Genomic DNA, 24,979 nt, shown 5'->3' with positions numbered 1-24,979 from the left:
GCTACCAGTTATTCCCTACAAGAGTGCGAGGATCATTGTTGATATACTTGTAATAGCGGGAGGCAGAGGCCTTCCGTTTTCCATACTTGTAGTCGATCCGGTACTTATCAACAGTTCCGTCATAATGTTTCAGCGTTTCGAGCCGCTGCTTGACGTATTTCCCTTTCCAGAGATACGTAAACGTGCTGATGTCGCCCTCCTTGTCAGCTTTCGTGAGCAGTCCCTTCTTGTCCAGTGTCCAGGTGTAGGATCTGTCGATGTCATCGTAATCCTTGCCCGACGCGGCAATGGTGACTTTACCGCCGACTGCGAAGGTGGTGGTGTAATTGTAGACGCCGCTGTGTCTGATGTACTCACCATTGTCATCTGTCCAGCGAACAGCCGTGAGATAGCCACCCTTGTTGTAGTTATAGGTGTAGGTAGAGTTGGTGCCCTCCTCAAGGTCATGCATTTTCACACTCACCAACTGTCCCTTCTTGTTGAACTTGTAGGTGGTGCGGAGATATTTGCCCTTGCCATTGCCGGAGACTTTCTTTTTCTTCTTGTACTTATACTTGATGGAAAAGGGGCCATCACCTCGGCTGTCAGTGGCCTTGATCAGATCTCCACGCTTGTTGTACTTGTACGTTTCCGTATACTCCTTCACCCACTTTCCGTTGTCGAGTCTATAGTAGGTTAGTTTGGTGGGCATTTTCATCTTCTTGGATTTCGCCGCGGCCTGCCCGCCCGGTGCCGCCACGCTGAAGGTGGCCACCAACGCCAGGCACAAAGCCATCAGCAGCGATCTTCGCAATACCATTCTCATAACAACCTCCTTTCTCTGCACATGCAGCACATGTAAGGATAGACATTTTGTCTGAATTACCAGAAACCCCCAATCAGGGTGCGGGGATCCTTGTTGATATACTTGTAATAGCGAGAGGCAGAGGCCTTCCGTTTTCCATACTTGTAGTCGACCCGGTACTTGCTGATTCTTCCATCATCGTATGTCACCGTCTCGATTCTCTGCTTGACGTATTTCCCTTTCCAGAGATACGTAAAGGTGCTGATACAGCCATCACCGGGGACTTTCGTGAGCAATCCCTTCTTGTTCAGTGTCCAGGAGTAGGATCCGTCTTTGTTTTCGTAATCCTTGCCCGAAGCGGCGATGGTGACCTTGCCTCCGGGTGCGAAGGAGGTGGTGTAATTGAAGACACCGCTGCGCCTTATACCCTCGTTGTCGTTATATGTCCAGCGGACTGCCGTGAGATAGCCGCCCTTGTTGTAACTATAGGCGTAGGTGGTGAGGGTGTTAGCATCGAGATAATGATCTCTCGCGCTCACCAGCTGTCCCTTCTTGTTGAACTTGTAGGTGGTGCGGAAGGAGTTGTCCATCTTGGAAGTGCAGGAGACCTTTTTCTTCTTCTTGTACTTATATTTGATGGTGGTGGTGAGGATCGCCTCGTCACCGCTGTCCGTGATTTTGATTAGATCTCCCTTCTTGTTGTACTTGTATGTTTCTGTGTACTCCTTCACCCACTTTCCGCTGTCAAGGCGATAGTAGGTCATTTTGGTGGGCATTTTCATCTTCTTGGATTTTGCCGCGGCCTGCCCGCCCGGCGCCGCCACGCTGAAGGTGGCCACCAACGCCAGGCACAAAGCCATCAGCAGAGATCTCCGCAATAACATTCTCATAACAATCTCCTTTCTCTACTCATTAAACCCATGCCGATGTGAACGATTGGTCTGAATTATCAGATATTTGTATGTGTAGTATAGCATAGATTAAAGGATAATGGAAGAAATATGCGCTATTTCCCATTGTTTTTATAATATTTTTGTGGTAATATATGTGAGTGATAAGCCTCAGTAGCTCAGGGGATAGAGCGTCGGTTTCCTAAACCGTGCGTCGGGTGTTCGAATCGCCTCTGGGGCACCACGCGGAAGGACAGCGTCAGTTGTCCTTTTTGCGTGGTGCCCCAGAGGCGGTTCGAACACGAAAGTGCACGAGCGTGAAGCGCGGCGGTTCAGTGAACCGCCGCGTAGCGAGTGGCTCAAGGCGACCGAGAGGGGAGCCGCAGAGTGGCAGGGTGCGGAGCAGCCTGCAAAATCGCCTCTGGGTCCAGATCCTTAAAAAATGTGGTTGACGGTGTATGGTGGTTGCACCTTTGGTTGTACCCAGTGTGGCACCCAATGCGTCACCCAGTGTGGCACCCAATGCGTCACCCGGTGTGGCACCCAGTGCGTCACCCGGTGTGGCACCCAGTGTTACACCCGGATGGATTTCCTCCTTGTATCGATAACACGACAGCCTTCCGTGGCGAGTTGCCGAAGTCATTCAAATGCAGAAAAGCATTCCAGATATCTCTCAGAGAAAGGTCAGGGATACCGTTTTTCGCCAAAATGGCGATTCTGGTATCCCGGAAACGTAATTTCATGCGATTGTTTTCCATAGTTCGTAAATATTGCTGGTTGGGAAACGGATAAGTCTGTTTTTCGGAAATATTGTTTCCGGCGCCTAGGAATTGAGGGCATTGGCGACAGATCTGCAGAAAAGGCCATGTCTGGCAACCGCCGACCGAGATGCCTGATGCTCGAGAAGCCGAAAGTGAAGAACGGTGGTGTCATGGATGTAATGAACATGATGATCCCTGATCGGCTTCGCCGTGACGCTTTTGTTGAGGGATAGTTCTTTATGATCTGCTGACCATGCCGTCGGAGCTTCTGAAGGCACATCAGGAGCCCGCCGAGAAGAAACTGAAGGTCAGATAATTCCTTGCACGCAGGGCTTTGTGGCACGACAAAACCCCGGAATTGGGGAAATCCGGAGCTTTTTTCCGTGAAGTATTCCTTCAGAATTACACAATGAGGGGTCTTGAAGGAAAATATTTCAGGTGTTCCTTCAGAACGGGCCAGCCCTTCGAAATGAAGGAAAACTAGACGAATTTAACCGCCAAAAGAAGGTGAGAACCAGCGCTACTGGCCGAGACTGGATTCGTACGCAGCATTGGCAACAGTCTGCAACCCTCAGCAAAACGAAGACGGTTTTTCTTTTTTTGTTGAAAAAAGTTTGAAAAAAATGCCAAAAAAGAGTGGTAAAATCACAAAAAACACAAAATTTGTTAGTGTTGTGTTAGTGGCAATGGTGTATATTAACTATAGAAGGAGTAATAATATGAAGACTATATCTTATAAAGTAAAGGAATTCGGAATCAATACCGCACTTCAGTATCTGGAAAAGGATCCAGAGAAGAATCTCGGCAAGTTGATGGATTGGGTCGATCGGTTTGCGGGAGACAGTTTTGATGTGCAGCGAGGGTACATCAGGAAGTATATCGTGGATAATCCGGAATCCAACTGGCACAAAATGACTGTTGATCTGTTGAACAATGTGGATAGGAAAGTTCTGCAGACCGTATTTACAAACTTCTTCCTGAATGCCGTCCTGATTGGTTGGTCCAGGCAGGAGAAACTCCGGAAGGAACTGGGATGTAACATTCCATGGGCGATCCTTCTGGATCCGACGAGTGCATGCAACCTTCATTGCACAGGGTGTTGGGCAGCCGAGTACGGGAACAAACTGAATCTGTCCTTTGATGAGATCGACAGCATTATCGAACAGGGCAAGGAACTGGGGGTGTATTTCTACATCTACACCGGAGGTGAGCCGCTGGTAAGGAAAAAGGATGTCATCCGGCTTTGTGAGAAGCACAGCGATTGCATTTTCCTCTCCTTTACTAACGGGACTCTGATCGATGAGGAATTTGCGAAGGAACTGCTCCGCGTCCGAAACTTTGTTCCTGCGATCAGCCTGGAGGGGTTTGAAGAGGCTACGGATGGCAGGCGCGGCAACGGTGTATATCAGAAAGTGCGGGACGCCATGGAGGTCATGAAGAGAAACAAGCTGCCGTTCGGTGTTTCCGCTTGCTACACCAGAGAGAATATGGAAAGCATTATAGATGAAGATTTCTATGATTCTCTGATAGAATCCGGAGCATATTTTGTCTGGTACTTCCACTATATGCCGGTCGGAAAGGATGCGGTGAAGGAACTGCTGCCAACCCCGGAGCAGCGGACGTATCTATATCATAAGCTCCGGGAATATCGCCAGACAAAACCGATCTTCGGAATCGATTTCCAAAATGACGGGGAATATGTGGATGGCTGTGTGGCCGGTGGAAGGCGGTATCTGCATATCAATGCAAACGGGGACATGGAGCCCTGTGTATTCATCCACTATTCAGACGCGAACATCAGGGAGAAGACGCTCTTGGATGGGCTGCGTTCTCCACTGTTCCAAGCATACCATGACGGACAACCGTTCAACGAAAACCATCTGCGGCCTTGCCCGCTGCTGGAGAATCCAGAGAAACTGCGCGGTATCGTAAGGAAGACCAATGCGGTATCGACAGATTTGGAAGCCCCGGAAGACCTGGAACAGCTTTGCAGTCGTTGTGACAACTACGCGAAGCACTGGGAGGGGCCGGCGAATGCTTTGTGGGCACAAAGCCATGGGAAAGGCAGGGAATCCTAAGAGGTCCTGCCCGGTTTGACAATATAATATGGAACGCATTACCTTATCTGAAACCGTGCCGCGAAGAGATTCAGTAAAGGAGAGAGATCATGCTGGACATTGTGATTATGGGAGAAATGATCGTGGAGATCATGAGAGACCGCGAGGATTCTCCTCTGAACATAGCAGGCATGTTCAGGGGTCCGTACCCCAGCGGCGCACCGGCGGTCTGCATTGACGCGGCCGCCAGATTAGGCTGTAGTACTGCTATCATCGGAGGCGTTGGGCAGGATGATTTTGGCAGGTGTCTGCTGGAACGTCTGAACAGGGATGGCGTAGATACCAGTCGAGTGATTCAAAGTGAGGAAAGTCCTACCGGCTGTGCATTTGTCACCTGCTTCTCCGATGGGGCGAGAGATACCATCTTTCATATGGGGAATTCGCCGGCGGCCCGTGCGAAAGCCCCGCGCGAGGGATCTATCGAGGATGCTAACTATATGCATATCATGGGATGTTCCCTGATGGTGCACAAAGCCTTCACCCGGGAGATCCTCAAAACAATGCGTATGTTCCGCAGACGTGGAACCAGGATTTCTTTCGACCCGAACTTCCGCAGGGAGTTGTTCCCGGATAAGATGGTCGATGCGGTGATACGTGAAGTAATGGAGAACACGAGTGTGTTCATGCCGGAGATCGAAGATCTGTTGATGGTGACAGGAGAAGGGAGTGTAGAGGCCGCAATCCAAAGGTGTTTTGCCTATCCTGATATGAAGATCATCTGCCTGAAAAAGGGGGACCAGGGGTTCCGGATCTATACCAGAGACAGGAGCGTGGAGATTGGAGAGTACAAGGGTGTACAGGCAGATGTGGCGGGAACGGTGGCTTGCTTTGATGGAGCCTTTCTCGCAGGGCTTTGTCAGGGAGGTTCTGTTGAAGAGGCCGCGAGAATGGGGGCCGCAGCGAGTGCGTTGACCGCAGCGGCGTACGGCCCGATGGAAGGGGAGATCTCGACGGAGACTATCCGGTCGATGATCGAATAGAAAAACGAGGTGGTCAGGGGATTGCCAAAAGGAGTGTTTCTGGTATACTACAGGGAGAACTCTGTACGACATATCAGGATTGGAGAGAAAGCATGAACATGACCATCGTCTGCATCGGGAAGTTGAAGGAGAAGTATTGGAGGGAGGCAATTGCGGAGTACAGCAAACGGCTGGGATCTTACTGCACGCTGCGGATCTGTGAGCTGAAGGAGTCGCGCCTCGCCGCTAACCCCAGTCCTGCCGATGAAGAGGCGGTGAAAGAGGCGGAAGGACAGGAAATCCTGACGCATCTGGGGAAAGGCGACTATGTCATCACCCTGGAAGTGAAGGGAAAACGCATGTCCTCCGAGAGCCTGGCGGAAAAGGTCGGGGAACTAGCAATGGAAGGACGCAGCGATGTATGCTTTGTGATTGGGGGGAGTCTGGGGCTCTCCCGAGCCGTAAGCCAGCGCGCGGATCTGAAACTTTCCTTCTCGGACATGACATTCCCTCATCAGATGATGAGGGTCATCCTTCTGGAGCAGATCTATCGGAGTTTCAAGATCCTTCGCCATGAGCCGTATCACAAGTAAGGAATACCGGCCATGGGATAAGATATCTGGAACAGAAAAATACCTAAAATGAAAATTGGGGGTTGTCCAAACGCTGTGACTTTGCTATAATAGTCGTGCATGATCCGTTAGCTCAGCTGGGAGAGCGTCTGGGTGACAACCAGAAGGTCGATAGTTCAAGTCTATTACGGATCACCAGTGACCCCGCGATTTGCGGGGTTTTGTTATATCACGGTATTATGAGAGCCAGATATCCGCCGACACAAGAGAACAGATCAGGCTGCTTGTCTCATCACGAGGCGAGCGGCTTTTTTCGTAGGATCGAGAGAGGGCGGTGGACAGAGGAGCAGCCGCCCTTCGGTTTCGGGATTTGTTCCACCTGGGCGGAACCCAACTTGAATTCCTTCAGATTTAAGGGGTGGTGCATTCCTTCAGAATTCTCGAAATGAGTTCTCCCAAGGAAAGTGTTGCAGTGTGAGAAGGTATAGGTTCGTTTTCCCGCAGTCCGCGGTTTTTTCCTTTTATTACAGGGAGTGATGAGTTTCCTTAAGAAATATTAAGATTTTTTCTCGGTTTTCTGCGTTTGTATTTGCTATTGCAGGAGATTTATTGTATAATATTATGAAATCTAATATACAAGAGGGGTGAAGTATGCATACAAGTCCAGTTCTGATTGCCATCTTTGGATTGGGAGTCGTTGTTCTTCTGGTCTTGATCGTGGCTTACCTGAAGAGTAAGGGTTCCCGTGACCAGGATAGCAACAGGCTATTGGGGAACATCAACAGTTCACTCGAGGACATCATGGATAGGGTGGACAATCTGGAGGCTCAGCGGAAGGCAGGGGCCGTCAATGAGAATATGAATCAACCGAACCGGGCTGCCCGCAGCGATGTGGATGAGTTCCTGGCACAGTTCGACAGCGGAACGCAGTTTGCTGAACAGGGACAGGTCGCCGCGGAAGTTTTTGGTGTTCAGGAGACGGAGGCGGGTGTCAGCAATGATGACTTTTGGAGTGATTTTGACCGCCCCATGAAGAAACTGGACGGCCATGACAGGGAAACTCAGGCATCTCTCAAACCGCGATCGGATCGCCCAATGCGGCTCAGCCGACAGACACTGGTTCCGCAGGGAGAAGAGCAGGAGAAAATGCAGGCGGAAGTCCGCAGGCAGACGATGCAGCATATGTATCAGCAGCAGGCGGTGCAGCCAGCTCAGGAACAGCCTGGAATGCCGCAGTTTACAGAGACACCGTCCCAGAGACCGGTGCAGCAGCAGACGTTCGTGCAGCCCTTGTTCGCTTCGGCGGGCACCGGGCCGTCGAAGCAACGTCCGATGAACCAGCATCCGCAGGGGCAACCGGTTCCATCATCGGAGCCGAAGGTGCAGTCCGCTTTTGGGGACGCGAGGCCGACGCGGCCGCAGGTACAGCCACAGCCGTCGGTAAGGCCGGCGCAGCCGCAGGTACAGCCACAGCCGTCGGTAAGGCCGGCGCAGCCGCAGGTACGGCCACAGCCGCAGGTAAGGCCGGCGCAGCCGCAGGTACGGCCACAGCCGCCGGTAAGGCCGGCGCAGCCGCAGCCGCCGGTAAGGCCAGCGCAGCCACAGCCGCCGGTAAGGCCGGCGCAGCCGCAGGTACGGCCACAGCCGCAGGTAAGGCCAGCGCAGCCGCAGCCACAGGTACAACCACAACCGTCGGTAAGGGCGGCGCAACCACAGCCACAGGTACAACCACAACCGTCGGTAAGGGCGGCGCAACCGCAGCCGCAGGTACAGCCGCAGCCCAGAAGACAGCAGACGGTGCAAGAGATGATGAACCAGTGGTCACAACCAGTACAACCTGCCAGATCACAGTCTGTTTCCCGGCAGGAGATGACGACACAGGAAAGTTTTGTGCCACCACCGTTCACGCAGCCGCGACCTGAGAATGTTCCTTCCGGACAGAGGACGCAGGAGGCAGGAACTATCAAATATACCGACCGGAACAGCGGAACGGACAAGCAGGGTAGATCCTATTCTGTTGAGGAGTTAATGCAGCAGATCAGATAGATGATTAAGTAAATTGTTATGCAGGAGGCAGACTATGATTTGTAAAAGTTGCGGACATCTGTTGAGTGACAACGATAAGTTCTGTCCTGAGTGTGGGACCAGAGTGGTCGTTGACGCTTCGCAGGTGGCATCCGAAAGACCTGTTACGCAGGGCGGACGGGATGCCATGGGTCGTACAGACGGGACTCCAGCGCCCTCAGCTTCTCAGGGAAAAGAGAGAAATAAGCGACATTTCCAATTTGAAGAGATTGACTGGAACCTAGATGGGTACCCTACAGAACAGAAGAAAGCGACCGATGATGTCGATTTCAACTGGGAGTCGGTGATCGATCAGCATGGAAGAACACCTCGGAAGGAAGAACCGGAACAGGTGGCAGCACGGGAGAAGATCCGTCCGGAAAGACCGGAGAAGCCTCAGGCTCCTGAGGTTGCAGAAGTGCAGCCTGAGCCCCTGGTGGATGAGCAGGCACAAACTGCGCAGTCTATCGAGGAGGTTATCTTTGGAACCAGAGATCGCGACGGGAATATTTCCGAGACACAGAGATTCGACAATCCTCAGAATCTGGGCAGCACCACAAGGATGGACAAGTTCTACACGTATAACAAGAAGAACGAGGAATTCCAGGCACTGCTTGACAAAGAATATAACCGTTTGAAGGATCAGTTGGATGTAGACTACAGGGAGCCGGAAGAGCCGGAGGGGACAGCGACAGGTATTGCCCAGAACCCGGTCTTTGAGGCACCCAGTTTTGGTGCACCTGGAGCGGTAACAGAGGAACCTACCAGAGTATTTGACGCGGCTGTGTTTGAAGCAGCACCTGCGTTTGAGGCACCGGCCTTCGGTGTTGCACCTGCCTTTGGAGCAGCAGAGGAAGAGGCGTCCGTTCCTGCGTTCGAGATGCCGACCTTCGACGACGCTGTAGAAGAGGCAGCTCCGGAGGAGCACATCGCGCAGGCAGAAGCAGAGGAAGCCCCGGAAGCAGGCGCTCCGGCGTTTGATCTGCCAGAGGAACCGGCCCCGGAAGAAGCTCCGGCTGCGCCACAGGAGGAGCCTGTTTTGGCAGGTGCCCCGGCGTTTGATCTGCCTGAAGTAGAGGAAGCCCCGGAAGCAGGCGCTCCGGCGTTTGATTTGCCTGAAGTAGAGGAAGTCCCGGAAGCAGGCGCTCCGGCGTTTGATTTGCCTGAAGCAGAGGAAGCCCCGGAAGCAGGTGCTCCGGCGTTTGACCTGCCGGAGGAGCCCACGTTCGAGGCGCCGCAGGCAGAGGAACCGGCATTCGAGGCGCCGCAGACGGAGGAACCATCCTTCGAGATGCCGCAGGCAGAGGAGCCGGCATTCGTCATGCCGGAGATGCCCACCTTTGAACCGATCGTGCCGGAGGCGGAGGATGTGGCTCCGCAGGCACCGGCCTTCGAGATTCCGATGACAGAGGAACCTGCAGAGGAGCCGGCGTTCGTGATGCCGGAACTCCCGACATTTGATCAGGTCGCACCGGTCGAGGAAGTGGCCGCAGAAGCCGAGGCAGCACCGGAGATTCCGACGTTCGAGCCAGAGGCACCGGTTATGCCAGAGATGCCAGCCTTTGAGGCAACTACACCGGAAGTACCCAGGACAGAGGAGTCCATGGTGGAGATCCCGTCCTTTATGAGGACAGAGACACCGGCTTTCGAAGAACCTCAGGTTTCCGAGGAACCGGCAGCAGAGTTTGCTTTCCCGACATTTGAGCCGGAGGCACCGGTAGAGGAGCCAGCCGTACCGGTAGAGGAACCGGTTGCACCGGTAGAACCGCAGCAGCCGGAGCCGGAAGTTATAGGATTTGAAGCACCGCATACCCCGGAGGGATATTTTGTCGAGACGCCGCAACCGGAGATCCCGAGAGAACCGGTCGTTGCTGCTGAGCCGCAGCAGCCGGCTATGGAGGCAGCGCCGGCAGATTCGTTCGCGATGCCGGAAGCACCAGCACAGAATGAGGCAGAGGCGCCTGTATTCGAAGCGCCGACGAGTCCGTTCACTACAGCGAACTCTCCATTCGAAGCAGCGGCAGATCCGTTCGCAGCACCGCAGCAGCCGTCTCAGACCGAAGCGGCGACTTCTGTGTTCGAAGCACCCGTGTTTGAAGCACCTGCATTTGAAGCACCGGCACAGGCCCAGACAGCACCAGAAGGTTCTCCGTTTGGCGCTCCTGCGGACCCGTTCGCTGCTGTACCGCAGGAAGACTTTGTGCATCAGGAGGCACCGCAGACTGTACCAGTACCGGAGATGGATCCTTTTGTGCCGACGAAGTCTGAGGACAACGCCGCGGAGATCGAGAAGATGATCCGTGAGGATACGGCTGGGGGGATCCCGAACGATGATAACAAAATCACTTTCCAGGACGTATTCAAGGATGAGCTGGAGGCCGAAGCGAAGGCCAAGGCAAGGAAACCCAAGAAGTATCTGGGACTGAAGATTTTTGCCATCATTCTCTGTGTACTGATCGTGCTGGAGATCGTGGTGATCTGTATCAAGTATCTGGCGCCGGAAAGTGCTGCATCTGTTCAGTTGCAGAATATGTTCAATGGCGTATATAACGGGCTGTCGTCTATATTCGGTGGCTGAGTTTATAGAATAATATAGTTTGGAGGAATTTGAGTTGAAAGGGGCAAAACAGGAATCTGGAGCCAAGCCGAAACGCAGGCTAAGTGTGGTTCTGCTGTTCGTCATGATCATCATAGGATTGATCGTGATGCTGGTTGACTTTATTACGGACTGGATGTGGTTCGATGAAATGAACTACGTACAGGTGTTCCTGAAGGGCTTGGTAACAGAACTAGAGATTGGAATACCGACTTTTATTGTAGTATGGCTTCTCGTGGAGTATTATCTGCGAAGGCTGCGAAAGAATTATTTTGTGCATATAGAATCGGACGAGCAGACAGATATGAAAAAGCTCGGACGGTACACCAACCTGGTGGCGGTTGGGTTTGCGGCGGTGGTGGCCTTTGTCACCGCACAGAGACTTTGGTTTCAGGCGTTGCAGTTTACCAATAGCACCGGGTTTGGCAAGAAGGATCCGCTGTTCCACCTGGATATATCCTTCTATATATTCAGGCTTGACTTTCTGAAGCAGGTCAATGAACTTCTGCTGGTGGTCATTCTTCTGATCATCGCCATGACCATCCTGTACTATGTGATCCTTCTGGCGCTTCATTCGCCTCGTCTCATGGAAGAGGAAGTGGTGGATGATTACACAGACGATGACGAGGAGAGGTACACAGGACATTCCAATCCGTTTGGTACCGGTTCTCCCTTCGACAAAGTCTTTGACAACATGAAAGGAGCCAGACGTCCAAGAAGACGGAGGTTTGATGACAACAACTTCAAACAGATCCTGTCCATCGCGTCACATCAGCTGACGGTCATGGGCGTGGTGTTCTTCCTGATGCTGGCCGTGGATTTCTTCCTGAGGCAGTTCGACCTGCTCCATGCGCACACCGGCGCAGTGTACGGCGCGGGATTTACCGACGTGTTCGTGGTGCTCTGGATGTACCGGGCGCTAGCCGTGCTGGCAGTGATCGGAGCCTTTGCGACTGCGATCTATATCCGGAAGAAGAGCATCAAGAAAGTTCTGACCGTGCCTGTCATCATGATCGGCGTGGGCGTGTTGGGCGTGGTGCTGGCCATCGTGGTACAGAGCATCATCGTTTCACCGGACGAACTGGACAAGGAAACCAAGTACCTGAAGCGGAACATCGAGTATACACAGCACGCGTATCAGTTGGACAATGTGACCATCAAGCCTTTTGCGGCGAATCAGAACCTGACCAGCAAGGATATCAGCAACAACGAGGCGACGATCTCCAATATCCGTATCAACGACTACGTACCTGTGAAGACCTTCTATAACCAGACACAGAGTATTCGTCAGTACTACGAGTTCAACGATGTGGATGTTGACAGATATGTGATCAACGGGGCCCTGACCCAGACCTATCTGTCGATCAGAGAGATCGATGAGAACAAGATCAGCGATACCTGGCTGAACCGTCATCTGAAGTACACTCACGGATATGGTCTGACTTTGTCCAAGGTCAACACCGTTACCAAGAGCGGACAGCCGGACGTTCTGATCAAGAACATCCCACCGGAATCTTCTGTCAGCGAGATCCAGGTGAAGCAGCCAGCCATCTATTTCGGTGAGATGACCAATGACTACTCTCTGGTAGATACCAGTGAGGATGAGTTCGACTATCCGGATGGCAGTCAGAACAAGTACACCAAGTACGATGGTAAGGCAGGCATCAAGATGAACCTGTTCTCCCGCATCATGTTCGCGATCCGCGAGAGCAGCCTGAAGATCCTGGTGTCCACCAACATCAAGAGTGATTCCAAGATCATCATCTACAGAAACGTAAGTGAACGTGTACAGCGGATCATGCCGTATCTGAGTTACGAGGATGACCCGTACGCAGTAACTGTAGACGGCAAAGTCTACTGGATCGTGGATGCGTATACCACCAGTTCCTACTACCCTTACTCTCAGCCATATAGCGGGGAGACCGGGACCACCAACTATATCAGGAACTCGGTGAAGGTCGTGGTAGATGCCTACAACGGTGATGTGAACTATTACATCGTTGACAACGATGATCCCATCGCCAAGACCTATCAGAAGATCTACCCGAAACTGTTCAAGAACTTTGAGCAGATGCCGAAGTCGCTGCAGTCGCATATTCGTTACCCGAACGCGCTGTTCCAGGTGCAGGCGGACATCTACGCCAGGTATCACATGAACAACGTGAAGGTCTTCTATCAGAACGAGGACGAGTGGAACATCGCCAGCGAGACCTACGGCACCAAGAAACAGATCATGACGCCGAACTACTATATCCTGAATCTGCCGGGTGAGAAGGAGGCTGAGTTCATCAACTCCATCCCGTACACTCCGAAGAGTAAGGAAAATATGACGGCGCTGATGATTGCCAGAAATGATGGCGACAAGTATGGACAACTGGTTCTGTACCAGTTCCCGAAGAGCAAGACTATCTATGGTCCTTCTCAGGTAGAGGCCCAGATCGGTCAGACTACAGAGATCTCTCAGGACTTCTCCCTGTGGTCCAATGCGGGATCCAAGTACAGCCGTGGTAACCTGTTCGTCATTCCGATTGAGGATTCTCTGCTCTACGTTGAGCCGATCTATCTGGAAGCTGCCAACGCGGCGATTCCGGAAGTCAAGAGGGTCGTGGTCGTGTACGGCGACCAGATCGCCTACAAGTCCACTCTGGGAGATGCACTTGAGGAACTCTTCGGTGCCACCGGTGGTGCGGACAAGACTGGAGAGATGGAAGCCGAGGGCGATGGTTCTGATAGCCAGAGCCTGACCAGGGATGACTATATCAAGAGAGCGCAGGAAGCCTACAACAACGCCCAGAAGGCATTGAAGGATGGTGACTGGGCAGCCTACGGCAACTATATGGACAAGCTGGAGGATTCCCTGAAAAACCTCGCCTGAAGTGCGTAGCAACACGCATAACAATACTTAATATCTAAGCCTCTGGGACATTCCTCGGGATGTCCCATAGGTTTTTTGGAGAAGCACGCAAGGAGAGGGAGCGTGCGGACAGCAGCGCAGGCTGCAGAAAGGACGCATATGCTGGAGTTTGACATCGAGAGGATGCTGTTTACTATCCCTCCCGAGAAGCACGGGAAGGAAGACATCGCTGCGGTGCTGTCAGAGCACCCGGAGGTATGCTTTGTATCTTTTGTGGGAATCGACATGGGCGGGCACGACACGGACGAGAAGATCCCGGTGAGCGCTTTTCTGGAGGATATCGACAATCTGTTAGCCCACGGTGTACAGACTGATGGCTCCTCGGTCGCTTTGCCCAAGATCGCAGACCTGGGTAATGCCAAAGTAGATATTATCCCGGATCTTTCCGTTAACTGGTATGTTGATTACAATATGCGAAATGTGATCAGAGGACTCGATATGCCGGTGGGAACGCTGCGGATCCCCTCCTTCCTGGTACACAACGATGCCTTCCAGTGTGGCAGCCGTTCCATCCTCCGGAACTCGCTGAAGTACCTGAAGGAACAGGTAATGGAACTGCTTCGGGAGCATCCCTACGCCTTCCAGTACATCCAGGGGGCGGAGAGCGTGGACGATATCCAGGAACTGGTACTGACCAGTGCGACGGAGTTGGAGTTCTGGGTCAGAACGCCGGATGACAAGGGCGACAGAGAGCAGCTTTTCATCGCCCAGACTCTGAAGGAACAGTACTGGAAACGGACTTACGGCGAGGTACGGACCGCGCTGGAGGAAACCCTGATGATCCTGGACAAGTATGGGTTCCAGGTAGAGATGGGTCACAAGGAAGTAGGCGGTGTCAAGGCCAAGATGGGGTCTGGTGGCCACTACGACCATGTGATGGAGCAGCTGGAGATCGATTGGAAGTACGCAGATGCCATACAGGCGGCGGACAACGAGAATCAGGTCAAGTACGTGGTGCGTGATATATTCACAAAGCATGGTCTGGACGTGACCTTCATGGCCAAGCCTTTTGACGGAGTCGCCGGGAGCGGGGAGCACACGCACATCGGGTTGGCCGCAAAGCTAAAGGACGGGAGCATGATCAGTCTATTTGCCCCTGGGGACATGAAAAAACATTTCATGAGCCCGGTAGGGTTTGGAGCCCTGATGGGGATCCTGAAGAACTACGAGGTGATCAATCCCTTTATCAGTTCCTCCAACGATTCTCTGAATCGGCTTAAACCCGGATTTGAAGCACCGGTGTGTATCGTCACATCTCTGGGGAAAGGGATCGACCGCCCCTCTCGTAACCGGACCGTGCTGGTCGGGTTGATCCGGGATGCGCATAACCCCTTATCCACCAGATTCGAACTTCGTGCTCCGAATCCGAAGAGCAACACCTATCTGGTGCTGGCCAGTGCTTATATGGCGGTGGTAGATGGCATCCGGGCGGTGTTGGAGCACGAGAAAGACCCGGAGGAGCTGGAGGCCTCCCTGTCCAAGAAGCACGGTGTTCCGGACTTCTATCTGGAGACAGAGCGCGAGTACCGCAGCGAAGAGGATGTGTTCATCCATTATACGGAAGAAGAGCGGGAGCATCTGTTTGGAAAAGCGCCTGCCACTGTGTGGGAGAACCTGGCTGCCTTCGACAAGTATCCGGAAAAGACCCGGATCTTCAGCGAGGGGGGCGTCATGAACGAGTTGCTGCTGGCCTCCTACCGGGAGCAGATCCTGTCTCAATGGAAACTGGAACTCCATGACCGGCTCATTCCCAACACCATGGTGTTCATTCGCTCCTGCAAGAAACGCCACAGCGATGACGATTTCTCGGATTACGACATGATGAACTGGTCGGAGATCGATCGGCTGCGTCATGAACTGGGAAAGGATACCATCAGCGAGAAGTGCCTGCTGACCCGGGCGAAAGAAGCGCTGGACAAAAAAGAATACGACAAGGCATCGGCGATACAGCTGGCCATCAAGGACAGAGTTGAGAGGCTGACGGAGCTGTACAATACATATAAGAAAAATCTGCTGTAGCACGGGCAGGCCGTGCAGGACATCACCATAGACGGAGGAAAGACATGCTGGATATCAAGAGGATCAGAGAGGATTATGAGGGAGTCAAGGAGAGAGTAGAGTACCGCGGCAAAGGCGATTTCGGCATCGGAGATGTGAAGAAATACGATGATCAGCGCCGAAGCCTGCTGGCCGAAGTGGAGGAGATGAAGCACCGTCAGAAGGTAGTCTCCAAACAGATTCCTCAGATGAAGAAGGCTGGCGAGGATACTTCCGAGATCATGAAGGAGATGAAGGCTTTGTCAGGCCGGATCAAGGAGATGGACGGAGAACTGGCCGAGGTCGAGAAGAACCTGAAGGATGCGCTTCTGGGTGTACCGAACATGCCGGCAGAGGGCGTGCCCTTTGGGAAGGATGATGCGGACAACGTGGAACTGCGTAAGGTGGGAGAACCGAAAACGTTCGAGTTTGAACCCAAGGCACACTGGGACATCGGGGAGGACCTGGGGATTCTGGACTTTGAGCGGGCTGCGAAGATCGCGGGAGCACGGTTCACCGTATATCGCGGTTTGGGAGCACGGCTGGAGAGAGCAATCATGTGCTTCATGCTTGATCTGCATACCATGGAGCAGGATTACACAGAGATCCTGCCGCCTTTCATGGTGAACCGGGATGCTATGACAGGAACCGGACAGTTGCCGAAGTTTGAGGAAGACATGTTCTACCTTCCGCAGAAGGATTTCTTCCTGATCCCCACGGCAGAGGTGCCGGTGACCAATCTGCACGCCGGCGAGATTCTGAAAGAGGAGGACCTGCCGATCCACTATACTGCGTACACCCCTTGTTTCCGTGCAGAGGCGGGCTCTGCAGGGCGCGACACCCGTGGGGTGATCCGGCAGCATCAGTTCAATAAGGTCGAGATGGTCAAGTTCTGCCGCCCGGAGGATTCCTGGGAGGAACTGGAGAACCTGACCCTGGACGCGGAGGAAGTGCTGAAGCGTCTGGGACTGCCCTACCGGGTGGTGAAGCTGAGCTCCGGGGACCTGGGGTTCTCCTCGGCGACCACCTATGACATCGAGGTCTGGATGCCCAGTTACGGACGGTATGTGGAGATCTCCTCCTGCTCCAACTTCCTGGATTTCCAGGCGCGTCGGGCAGGGATTCGCTTCCGCCGCGAAAGTGGCGGCAAGCCGGAGTTTGTCCACACATTGAATGGCTCGGGCCTTGCTGTAGGGCGCACTACCGCCGCGGTGCTGGAGAATTTCCAGCAGGCTGATGGCAGCGTGGTGATTCCGGAGGTGCTGCGGAGCTACATGGGTGGTGTAGAGAAGATCGAAGCCAGATAGTGATAGGCGAAGTTCGGAGCAGGCGTCAAGGTTGCAGCATATCAGCAGCTCCATTCGCAAAGCTTTTGAACGAAAGGAAATATAATGAACATCGTACTACTTGAACCGCTGGGGATCTCCGGCGAGAAACTGGAAACATTATCGAAGCAGCTTGAGGCACAGGGACATAGCTTCCGTGCGTATTCGGAGCTGACCCTTGATACGGAAGAACTGAAGAAGAGAAGCGAAGGCGCAGAGGTCCTGATGATCGCTAACCATCCCCTTCCTGATGAGGTGATCGATGCCTGCGATACACTGAAAATGGTATCGGTGGCGTTTGTCGGGATCGACCACGTGGGAACGGAGGCCTGCAGCAGAAGGAATATCCCGGTTTATAATACAGGCGGCTACTGTGACGATGCAGTTGCAGAACTGGCTGTGGGGCTGGCGCTGGATCATCTCCGCAATATCAGCAAAGGGAATGACGCTGTCCAAGGCGGTGGAGGCAAGGCCGGTCTGCAGGGGAATGAACTACGTGGAAAGACTGTGGGCATCATCGGTACAGGGAGCATTGGCTGCCGGACAGCAGAGATCTTCCGGGCCTTTGGATGCAGATTGATCGGATACAGCCGGAGCGAGAGACAGAAGGCGAAGGAGCTCGGAATCGAGTACAGAAGTCTGCCAGATCTCATGGCAGAAGCGGACATCGTTTCTGTTCATACACCGCTCACTCCCCAGACCCGGGATCTGATCGGCAGAGAGGAGATCGCCGTTATGAAGCCAGGGGCGATCCTGATCAATACCTCGCGAGGGCCGGTGGTCAATACGGAGGCAGTGGCAGAGGCGATCCAAAGCGGACAGATCCGGTATGGAACGGATGTATATGAGAACGATCCTCCGCTTCCGGAAGGACACTCCTTCCTGGGAGCACCAAACCTGATCTGCACACCGCATGTGGGTTTCGATACGGTAGAATCCATCGAACGCCGGGCGGACATGGTGTTCGAAAACATCCAGACCTGGATCAACGGCGAAGACAAGAGAAGAGTGCTTTAGGGAAGCGATTTCCGGAGGTGTTGCACAAAGCTTACTGAGTGGCGGGCAACGCCTCTTTTTTTAGTTGTTTTTCTGCGTATTGAACGAATTGCTTTATGGCCGGGCGCGCTTTTCTCACAGATGGAACTATGATCCCAAGGGTGATAAACTGCGGCGGATCCAGAGGCAGCTTGACTACTTCCGCATCAAACTTTCCGGTGATCAGTTCGTTCATCATACTGATGCCAAGACCGTGGGCCACCATATTGATGGCAGAGAAGTGGTTGATCGTGGAATACCGAACATTGGGAACGATCTGGCTCTTTCGGAAGATCCGCATTAGATCCTCGTCGTTGGCGTTCGCTGCCATAATGAAGGGTTCTTCCCCGCACCGCTCGAGAGGGAAGGAGGCTTACGATGCAAGGGGGTGATCCTTTGGGATAATAGCCAGGATCGGATCCACATGCAGTGGAATCCATTCCATCTTCATTGGCTCAATGCAGGTGGCAAAGCCGATGTCCGCAGACTTGTCCTGCAAGCGGTTTAGGACGACCTGGCGAGGCCCTTCCATAATATGGAACTCAATGTTGGGGTGCATCCTCTGAAAATCTGCAATCAGCCCCGGAAGCCAGTGGGTCGCCACACTGAAGTACGAGGCGATGGAGATGCTCCCGACGAGCAGTCCATTAATAGCGGAGGCCATCTCCTGAATCTGTGATTCCTGCCTAAGCAGATCTTTGATGAGGGGGAGCATGCGTTCTCCGTCCTTGTTCAAAGTCACCCCTTTGTCGCTTCTGTTCAGAAGTGTCAGCCCCAGTTCCTGCTCCAAAGCGGTCACCAGTTGTTGAACACCGGCAGGGGTATACCGCATCTGGTCTGCGGCCTTGGAGAACGTTCCTTTCTCAATAGCAGTCAGAAATGCTCTGTATTTCGCAGTTTCCATTCTATCACTTCTCGTTTTACCATTTTCGACAGGGTTACAGTTAAAAAGCGCGGACTGTATATACATTTCTCTTCGTCTTCGACGCATGAGCACAGCAGGTCGAAGAGGATGTTGTCTGCAGTCGACTGGAAGCTCTCGTCTTGCCAAAGTACGGCGGACAAGGTATGATACTATTAAGAATGAATATCATTGGAGGAGACTAACGATGGCAATCACTGATTATCTACTGCGGCACCAGGCGACCAACCCCGTGTCCTTCCACATGCCGGGGCACAAGGGCAGCCGCCTGTTCCGCCGTCTGGGCTATGACGCGTTTCTGGACAACATCGTGGATATCGATATCACGGAGATCCCCGGCGCGGACAACCTGTTTCAGACAGAGGGGATCATCGCGGAGACCATGGCACGATACCGCCGCCTCTACGGAAGCCGGCAGACCTACCTGTTGATCAACGGAAGCAGCAGCGGCCTCATCGCATCCATTCTGGCCACTACAGAGCACGGCGATGATATGATCGTGGCCCGCAATTGCCACAAGTCTATCTTCAGCGGCGTGGAAATGGCGGGGGTACGTCCGGTTTACGCCTATCCGCAGATCGTCGCTCCTTACGGTATCTCCGGTCCGGTCAGTCCTGAGGAGGTAGAGCGCTGTCTTCGGGAGCATCCCCGGGCGGCTGCGGTGATCCTGCCTAGTCCCAACTACTACGGCATCTGCAGCGATATTGCCGCCATCGCGGAGGTGGTGCATCGATCCGGTAAGATCCTGATCGTCGACCAGGCCCACGGCGCGCATCTGAAATTCTTGGATGCACAAAGCCTTGCCGCCGAGGATCTGGGTGCAGATATCGTCATATGCAGTACCCACAAGACCCTGGCCTCCTTTACAGAAAGCGCGGTCGCAAATGTCATGGGCGACCGCGTTTCCCTCCAGCGCATGGAGGACGCGCTGGGCAAGATGGAGAGCACCAGTCCTTCCTATATATTGATGGCCTCCCTGGACGTCAACGCAGATATACTGGAAAAACACGGTGCATCCCTGATGGCAGAATGGAAGGCCTGCATAGAGCGGTTTTACAGGGAGGCGGCCATCCGGATCCCCGGACTTAGAATCATGGAGCATCCCATGCTGGATCGCACCAAGATCAATCTGGATATGAGCGGCTACGGCCTTTCCGGTCATGCACTGGAACAGGCGCTGACTGACCGGGGGATCTGGCCGGAACTGGTGACGGGAGACATCGTCATGTGCATGACCGGCGTCGGGAACCAGTGGTCTGATTATGAAGCACTCCTGCAGGCGCTGCAGGACATCGCAGCCACAGCACCTGATCGTGCCGGCGCTGCATGTACGACATGTGCCAACGGACCTCTTCGGGATCCAGAGGCGTCTGCCTGGTCTTTTCCGGTCCTTACACAAAAGCCGATTCCGAAAAACAAAGCTGAATTGCCATTAGGCGATGCGGCAGGCAAGGTATGCGCGCGCGCGCTGATCCCTTATCCGCCGGGCATACCCATCGTGTGTCCTGGCGAGGTATTGACGGAGGAGATCTGCAGATATATAGCGGAGCTCAGGGCACAGGGGGAGAACGTCATCGGGCTCAGTGCGGAAGGAACGGTGTGCGTTGGCATATAGTGAACCGCCATCGCATCACTATGTTCTTTTATGTATTCTGTATTTTTTTGTGTGTAAATTAATAGTGCTTTTTGATATGGTTAGGTGTATAATGACTGCGTATGGTTTTATGGTGGGGTAGAATCTGCCCGGAGACGGGAGCCGGAGATCCGCCAGCCTGGTGCAGGCGCAGTGATCTGACGGTTCGGGAGGACCTCACCGATTATGCGGAATTATGCTAACGATAATTTTTTAGAAAGGAAGGTTTCTATATGAGTTCTAATGCAAAGCATTTGCATAGCATCGATGCCGGCCATTACAAGAACACGGCCAGCTGTGAAACCGAGATCATGCCGATCCCAGACATTGTCAAGATTTCAATGTCGCAGCACATCGGCGCCCCCTGTAAGCCGCAGGTGAAGAAGGGCGACGAGGTGAAGGTAGGTCAGGTCATTGGCGACACCGATGCTTTCGTGAGTGCACCGATCCACGCGAGTGTATCCGGAACCGTCAAGGGAATCGAGACACAGCGTAACGCAATGGGCGGAAGTGACACACTGGTGGTCATCGAGGCCGACAAGAAGCAGGAACTGGCAGAGGGGATCAAGGCACCGGAGATCACCGATATGGAGAGCTTTGTGGCAGCCACCAGAGCCAGCGGACTGGTAGGTCTGGGAGGCGCATCCTTCCCGACACACATCAAGTTCAATCCTAAGAACAAGGACGAAGTCAAAACCTTCATCGTCAACGGCGCAGAGTGCGAGCCGTTCATCACATCTGACCACAGGACCATGTTGGAGGATGCGCAGAACGTGATCGATGGAGCGCTGGAGATCATGAAGTGGCTGGAGACGGACATGGGCTACATCGGCATCGAGCAGAACAAGCCAGATGCTATCGCTCAGTTCGACAGAATGATCGCAGAGCAGGGAATCACCAATCTGAAGACATTCAAGCTCCTGGACAAGTACCCGAAGGGCGCCGAGCGTGTGCTGATCTATGAGATCACAGGACAGCACTGTCCCGCAGGCGTACTGCCGGCAGACCTGGGAGTCATCGTCTCCAACGTTACCTCCGTCGCTTTCTTCGGGCAGTACCTGAAGGATGGCATTCCACTCATCAAGAAGAGAATGACCATAGACGGAGATGCTGTGAAAGAGCCGAAGAACATCATCGCTCCCATCGGAACACAGATTCACGATATCATGGAGTTCTGTGGTGGCTACAAGGAAGAGCCCACCAAGATCCTGATGGGTGGACCGATGATGGGAAGAGCGATCTTCTCCGATGCTATGCCGATCGTAAAGAACAACAACGCGATCCTGGCATTCAGTAAGAAGCAGGCTCACATTCCGGAAGAGACCGCGTGCATCAACTGCGGCAGATGCCACCAGGCATGCCCGTTCAACCTGTTGCCGACAGGATTGGCAGAAGCTTATGAGCGCGGCGATGCGCAGAGGCTGTCTGACCTGCAGGTCATGCAGTGCATGGAGTGCGGAAGCTGTTCCTTCGTATGTCCGGCAAGACGGCCGCTGGCCTTCATCAACAAGCTGGGTAAAGGATTAGTAAAGGAGGCTGGGATCAAATAATGGATAATAAGTTCTACAACAACCTGACTGTATCCTCGTCACCGCATCTGGTCACAAGCCTGGATACAAGTAAGACCATGTTGATGGTCCTGATCGCGCTGGCACCGGCATTCATCATGAGTGTCGTAGTGTTCGGCATCAGAGCAATCATCCTGACTGCCGTATGTGTGGTCGCATGCGCCTTCTTCGAGTGGGCGTACAACAAGCTGATGAAAAAGCCGAATACAGTCGGTGACCTGAGTGCCTGTGTCACCGGTGTGATCCTGGCTATGAACCTGCCATCCAACTTCCCTTACTGGATGGCCATCATCGGATGCTTTGTGGCTATCGTCATCGTGAAGTGCCTGTTCGGAGGACTGGGCAGAAACATCGCCAATCCGGCCATCGTCGGCCGTATCGTGCTGCTGCTCTCCTTCACCACACAGATGACCACTTGGCCCGTGCCGAGACAGGCGCAGACCGATGCCACCACCGGTGCCACCGCGCTGGGTGTGCTGGCCGAGGTCGTCAAGGGGAAGGCCAATGTTTCTGATCTTCCGTCCAACGCGGACCTGTTCCTGGGCTTCGTCGGCGGATCCATGGGTGAGGTCAGTGCGCTGGCCATTCTCATCGGTGGTTGCTTCCTGATCTGGAAGAAGATCATCAGCCCGGCTATTCCGGTATCCTTCATCGCAGCCGTATTCGTGTTCTCGTTGATCTACTACGGAGTCAAGGGCGGCGACGCCAGCGCTCTGCACATGGCCATCTTCCATGTCTGCGCAGGCGGCGTGATGTTCGGTGCCTTCTTCTGTGCCACCGACTATGTCACCTCTCCGATCATGACCAAGTCGAGAATCATCTACGGCATCCTGTGCGGCGTGATCACCATGATCATCCGGCTGTTCGCCAGCTATCCGGAAGGCGTTTCCTTCGCCATCCTGTTCATGAACATGTGCACACCGCTTCTGGATGACTTTGTGATCAAGAGAACCTATGGAGGTGCAAAGAAAAATGAAAAGTAATACATATAAGGAGTATATTGCACCTGTCGTCGTTCTGGTCTGCATCTGCGTATGCGTCACCGCGGCGTTGGCCATTGTCTACGGGATGACAAAGCCCGTCATCGACACCAACTCCAAGGCGGCTGCCGATGCCACCAGAGGAGAACTGCTGCCAACAGCTGAAGCCAAGTTCGTTGCGTTTGACGGCGACATCATCAAGGATTTTGAGAAAGACGGCGTCCGCGTGGACGAGGTCTTTGTGGCAGAAAACAAGAGCGGCATGGTGTGCACCTGCGCATCCAAGTCCTTCGGCGGTGAATTGACCATGATGGTGGGTATCGACAATCAGGGCAAGGTCACAGGCGTGAAGGTCACCGCCCACTCCGATACACCGGGACTGGGTACCAAGGACTTTGAGGACAGCTATCTGAAGCAGTACAAGGGCCTTGAGGAACTGAATGCCACCAGCGTCAAGGACGACGGACAGATCAAGTTCATCAGTGGAGCTTCCGTTTCCGGAAGTGCCGTCCACTACGGTGTGTATGCCGCATTAGCACAGTATAAGGCAATGGGAGGTGTACAGTAATGAACAAGAAAAGCAGACTGAGCATCCTGACCAACGGATTCATCAAGGAGAACCCGGCACTGGTGCTGTTGCTGGGAACCTGCCCGACACTGGCAGTTACCACCTCTGTGGTCAACGGCCTGGGCATGGGTGTTTCCGCCACCGCCGTACTGGTTTGCTCCAACATCGTTATCTCACTTCTGAGAAACATCATTCCGGACAAGGTACGTATCCCGTGCTTCATCGTTGTCATCGCCGGATTCGTAACGGTGGTACAGCTGGTGCTGCAGGCCTATGTGCCGTCCCTCTATGCGTCTCTGGGACTCTTCATCCCACTGATCGTAGTAAACTGCATCATCCTCGGCCGTGCCGAGATGTTCGCAAGCAAGAACAACGTATTTGACTCTGCTCTGGACGGAATCGGCATGGGCATCGGATTCACCTTCGCGCTGTTCTGCATGGGTTCCATCAGAGAGCTGCTGGGCAACGGCACCTGGCTGGGTATCCACATCCTGGACAACTTCATTCCGGGTATGGGCATCTTCAACCTGGCTCCGGGCGGATTCTTCTCCTATGCGATCTGCATCGCAGCCGTGGCATACTTCACTACCGCAAGGCCGAAGAAAGAAGTCCCCGCAGGGATCCCCACCGATGAAGAAGCGAAAGAGGAGGTGGCATGATGTTAAGTAACATGATCGTGATCATCATCAGCATGGTGCTGGTTAGCAACTACCCGCTGGCTCAGTTCCTCGGAATCTGCCCGTTCCTGGGAGTATCCAAAGAGTTAGATTCCGCAAAGGGTATGGGCATCGCCGTTACCTTCGTCATGGTACTGGCGACCGCGGCCACATGGCCCATCATGCAGGTTCTGGACAAGTTTGAGATCGGATATCTGCAGACCGTGGTATTCATCCTGGTCATCGCCGCGCTGGTACAGCTGGTCGAGATGTTCATGAAGAAAAGCATGCCCGCTCTGTATAAGTCCCTGGGTGTGTTCCTTCCTCTGATCACCACCAACTGCGCGGTACTGGGCGTTTGTATCTCCAACATCCAGAACGGCTACAACTACATTGAGGCACTGGTTTGCGCCTTCGCAGCTGGAATCGGTTTCCTGGTTGCTATGGTCCTGTTCGCAGGCGTCAGAAGCAAGCTGGTGGACGAGAGCAGAATGCCGCTGTCCTTCAGAGGCGCTCCGATCACATTAATTACTGCTGCTATTCTGTCCCTGAGCTTCATGGGCTTCCAGGGCATGGTATAAGATTGGAGGGACGCTGA

The 24,979-nt window shown here is 53.6% G+C and carries 17 protein-coding genes, 2 tRNA genes and 1 pseudogene; 17 read left to right on the top strand and 3 right to left on the bottom strand.

Going from position 1 to position 24,979, the window contains the following annotated elements; genetic code table 11:
• Window position 1: 1 nt before the first annotated feature.
• Together P156_RS0107155 and P156_RS0107150 are read right to left on the bottom strand one after the other, a co-directional pair.
• Window positions 2-805 carry a hypothetical protein gene (locus tag P156_RS0107155; RefSeq protein WP_027869531.1) on the bottom strand — a complete coding sequence of 268 codons (804 nt, stop codon included), beginning with the start codon at window positions 803-805 and terminating at the stop codon, window positions 2-4.
• Between the two features lie 56 nt (window positions 806-861).
• Window positions 862-1,674 (bottom strand): hypothetical protein, encoded by an 813-nt coding sequence (locus P156_RS0107150; RefSeq protein WP_027869530.1) that lies wholly within the window; start codon window positions 1,672-1,674, stop codon window positions 862-864.
• 168 nt (window positions 1,675-1,842) lie between these two features.
• On the opposite strand from P156_RS0107150, the gene P156_RS0107145 reads away from it, so the two are divergent.
• The 11 genes from P156_RS0107145 (at window position 1,843) to P156_RS0107075 (ending at window position 18,036) form a co-directional block, all read left to right on the top strand.
• A tRNA-Arg gene (locus P156_RS0107145) sits at window positions 1,843-1,918 on the top strand.
• 1,236 nt (window positions 1,919-3,154) lie between these two features.
• Window positions 3,155-4,513 carry a radical SAM protein gene (locus tag P156_RS0107130; protein WP_027869528.1) on the top strand — a complete coding sequence of 453 codons (1,359 nt, stop codon included), beginning with the start codon at window positions 3,155-3,157 and terminating at the stop codon, window positions 4,511-4,513.
• A gap of 89 nt (window positions 4,514-4,602) precedes the next feature.
• The gene (locus tag P156_RS0107125; protein ID WP_027869527.1) at window positions 4,603-5,532 is read left to right on the top strand and encodes a sugar kinase; all 930 of its coding nucleotides are present in this window, start codon (window positions 4,603-4,605) and stop codon (window positions 5,530-5,532) included.
• A gap of 92 nt (window positions 5,533-5,624) precedes the next feature.
• The gene (gene rlmH, locus P156_RS0107120; protein ID WP_027869526.1) at window positions 5,625-6,104 is read left to right on the top strand and encodes a 23S rRNA (pseudouridine(1915)-N(3))-methyltransferase RlmH; all 480 of its coding nucleotides are present in this window, start codon (window positions 5,625-5,627) and stop codon (window positions 6,102-6,104) included.
• 101 nt (window positions 6,105-6,205) lie between these two features.
• Window positions 6,206-6,281 (top strand) — tRNA-Val (locus P156_RS0107115).
• Window positions 6,282-6,734: 453 nt separating this feature from the next.
• The gene (locus P156_RS12855) at window positions 6,735-8,129 is read left to right on the top strand and encodes a hypothetical protein (protein WP_051600794.1); all 1,395 of its coding nucleotides are present in this window, start codon (window positions 6,735-6,737) and stop codon (window positions 8,127-8,129) included.
• 34 nt (window positions 8,130-8,163) lie between these two features.
• The gene (locus P156_RS12850; protein WP_027869524.1) at window positions 8,164-10,725 is read left to right on the top strand and encodes a zinc ribbon domain-containing protein; all 2,562 of its coding nucleotides are present in this window, start codon (window positions 8,164-8,166) and stop codon (window positions 10,723-10,725) included.
• A 34-nt stretch (window positions 10,726-10,759) separates the two neighbouring features.
• Window positions 10,760-13,618 (top strand): UPF0182 family protein, encoded by a 2,859-nt coding sequence (locus tag P156_RS0107090; RefSeq protein WP_242838706.1) that lies wholly within the window; start codon window positions 10,760-10,762, stop codon window positions 13,616-13,618.
• A gap of 138 nt (window positions 13,619-13,756) precedes the next feature.
• The gene (locus P156_RS0107085; protein WP_027869522.1) at window positions 13,757-15,676 is read left to right on the top strand and encodes a glutamine synthetase; all 1,920 of its coding nucleotides are present in this window, start codon (window positions 13,757-13,759) and stop codon (window positions 15,674-15,676) included.
• 44 nt (window positions 15,677-15,720) lie between these two features.
• Window positions 15,721-17,001: a serine--tRNA ligase gene (serS, locus tag P156_RS0107080; RefSeq protein ID WP_027869521.1), complete on the top strand. Its 1,281-nt coding sequence runs from the start codon at window positions 15,721-15,723 to the stop codon at window positions 16,999-17,001.
• A gap of 84 nt (window positions 17,002-17,085) precedes the next feature.
• Complete coding sequence (locus P156_RS0107075; protein WP_027869520.1) at window positions 17,086-18,036, top strand: NAD(P)-dependent oxidoreductase; 951 nt, start codon at window positions 17,086-17,088, stop codon at window positions 18,034-18,036.
• A 31-nt stretch (window positions 18,037-18,067) separates the two neighbouring features.
• Here P156_RS0107075 and P156_RS13555 read toward each other — a convergent pair.
• A pseudogene (locus P156_RS13555) lies at window positions 18,068-18,958 on the bottom strand (LysR family transcriptional regulator).
• A gap of 205 nt (window positions 18,959-19,163) precedes the next feature.
• Here P156_RS13555 and P156_RS0107065 point away from each other — a divergent pair.
• The 6 genes from P156_RS0107065 (at window position 19,164) to P156_RS0107040 (ending at window position 24,962) form a co-directional block, all read left to right on the top strand.
• A complete protein-coding gene (locus P156_RS0107065) occupies window positions 19,164-20,591 on the top strand; it encodes an aminotransferase class I/II-fold pyridoxal phosphate-dependent enzyme (RefSeq protein WP_027869519.1) in 1,428 nt (475 codons plus the stop codon).
• A gap of 251 nt (window positions 20,592-20,842) precedes the next feature.
• Entirely contained in the window at window positions 20,843-22,159 is a 1,317-nt protein-coding gene (gene rsxC, locus P156_RS0107060) for an electron transport complex subunit RsxC (RefSeq protein WP_051600790.1), read from the top strand.
• The gene (locus P156_RS0107055; RefSeq protein ID WP_027869517.1) at window positions 22,159-23,160 is read left to right on the top strand and encodes an RnfABCDGE type electron transport complex subunit D; all 1,002 of its coding nucleotides are present in this window, start codon (window positions 22,159-22,161) and stop codon (window positions 23,158-23,160) included. Before rsxC ends, P156_RS0107055 begins: the two co-directional genes overlap by 1 nt.
• Window positions 23,150-23,725, top strand: a complete 576-nt coding sequence (locus tag P156_RS0107050) for an FMN-binding protein (protein ID WP_027869516.1) — start codon at window positions 23,150-23,152, stop codon at window positions 23,723-23,725. Before P156_RS0107055 ends, P156_RS0107050 begins: the two co-directional genes overlap by 11 nt.
• Entirely contained in the window at window positions 23,725-24,384 is a 660-nt protein-coding gene (rsxE, locus tag P156_RS11960) for an electron transport complex subunit RsxE (protein WP_051600788.1), read from the top strand. Before P156_RS0107050 ends, rsxE begins: the two co-directional genes overlap by 1 nt.
• Window positions 24,384-24,962, top strand: a complete 579-nt coding sequence (locus tag P156_RS0107040) for an electron transport complex protein RnfA (protein WP_051600786.1) — start codon at window positions 24,384-24,386, stop codon at window positions 24,960-24,962. The genes rsxE and P156_RS0107040 overlap by 1 nt, the downstream gene beginning before the upstream one ends.
• Window positions 24,963-24,979: the final 17 nt, after the last annotated feature.

The sequence above is a fragment of the Eubacterium sp. AB3007 genome, assembly GCF_000688015.1.
GTDB lineage: Bacteria > Bacillota > Clostridia > Peptostreptococcales > Anaerovoracaceae > Aminicella.
The sequence above is the reverse complement of the archived record's forward strand: the minus strand, read 5'-3'. Positions and strand labels throughout refer to the sequence as shown.

What these genes read in the sequence shown, in the direction of transcription:
- P156_RS0107065 (WP_027869519.1), top strand. Translation starts at nt 19,164, where the DNA reads ATGGCAATCACTGATTATCTACTGCGGCACCAGGCGACCAACCCCGTG.
- P156_RS0107055 (WP_027869517.1), top strand. Translation starts at nt 22,159, where the DNA reads ATGGATAATAAGTTCTACAACAACCTGACTGTATCCTCGTCACCGCAT.
- P156_RS12855 (WP_051600794.1), top strand. Translation starts at nt 6,735, where the DNA reads ATGCATACAAGTCCAGTTCTGATTGCCATCTTTGGATTGGGAGTCGTT.
- P156_RS0107125 (WP_027869527.1), top strand. Translation starts at nt 4,603, where the DNA reads ATGCTGGACATTGTGATTATGGGAGAAATGATCGTGGAGATCATGAGA.
- P156_RS0107050 (WP_027869516.1), top strand. Translation starts at nt 23,150, where the DNA reads ATGAAAAGTAATACATATAAGGAGTATATTGCACCTGTCGTCGTTCTG.
- rsxC (WP_051600790.1), top strand. Translation starts at nt 20,843, where the DNA reads ATGAGTTCTAATGCAAAGCATTTGCATAGCATCGATGCCGGCCATTAC.
- rsxE (WP_051600788.1), top strand. Translation starts at nt 23,725, where the DNA reads ATGAACAAGAAAAGCAGACTGAGCATCCTGACCAACGGATTCATCAAG.
- P156_RS0107155 (WP_027869531.1), bottom strand. Translation starts at nt 805, where the DNA reads ATGAGAATGGTATTGCGAAGATCGCTGCTGATGGCTTTGTGCCTGGCG.
- P156_RS12850 (WP_027869524.1), top strand. Translation starts at nt 8,164, where the DNA reads ATGATTTGTAAAAGTTGCGGACATCTGTTGAGTGACAACGATAAGTTC.
- rlmH (WP_027869526.1), top strand. Translation starts at nt 5,625, where the DNA reads ATGAACATGACCATCGTCTGCATCGGGAAGTTGAAGGAGAAGTATTGG.
- serS (WP_027869521.1), top strand. Translation starts at nt 15,721, where the DNA reads ATGCTGGATATCAAGAGGATCAGAGAGGATTATGAGGGAGTCAAGGAG.
- P156_RS0107075 (WP_027869520.1), top strand. Translation starts at nt 17,086, where the DNA reads ATGAACATCGTACTACTTGAACCGCTGGGGATCTCCGGCGAGAAACTG.
- P156_RS0107150 (WP_027869530.1), bottom strand. Translation starts at nt 1,674, where the DNA reads ATGAGAATGTTATTGCGGAGATCTCTGCTGATGGCTTTGTGCCTGGCG.
- P156_RS0107040 (WP_051600786.1), top strand. Translation starts at nt 24,384, where the DNA reads ATGTTAAGTAACATGATCGTGATCATCATCAGCATGGTGCTGGTTAGC.
- P156_RS0107085 (WP_027869522.1), top strand. Translation starts at nt 13,757, where the DNA reads ATGCTGGAGTTTGACATCGAGAGGATGCTGTTTACTATCCCTCCCGAG.
- P156_RS0107130 (WP_027869528.1), top strand. Translation starts at nt 3,155, where the DNA reads ATGAAGACTATATCTTATAAAGTAAAGGAATTCGGAATCAATACCGCA.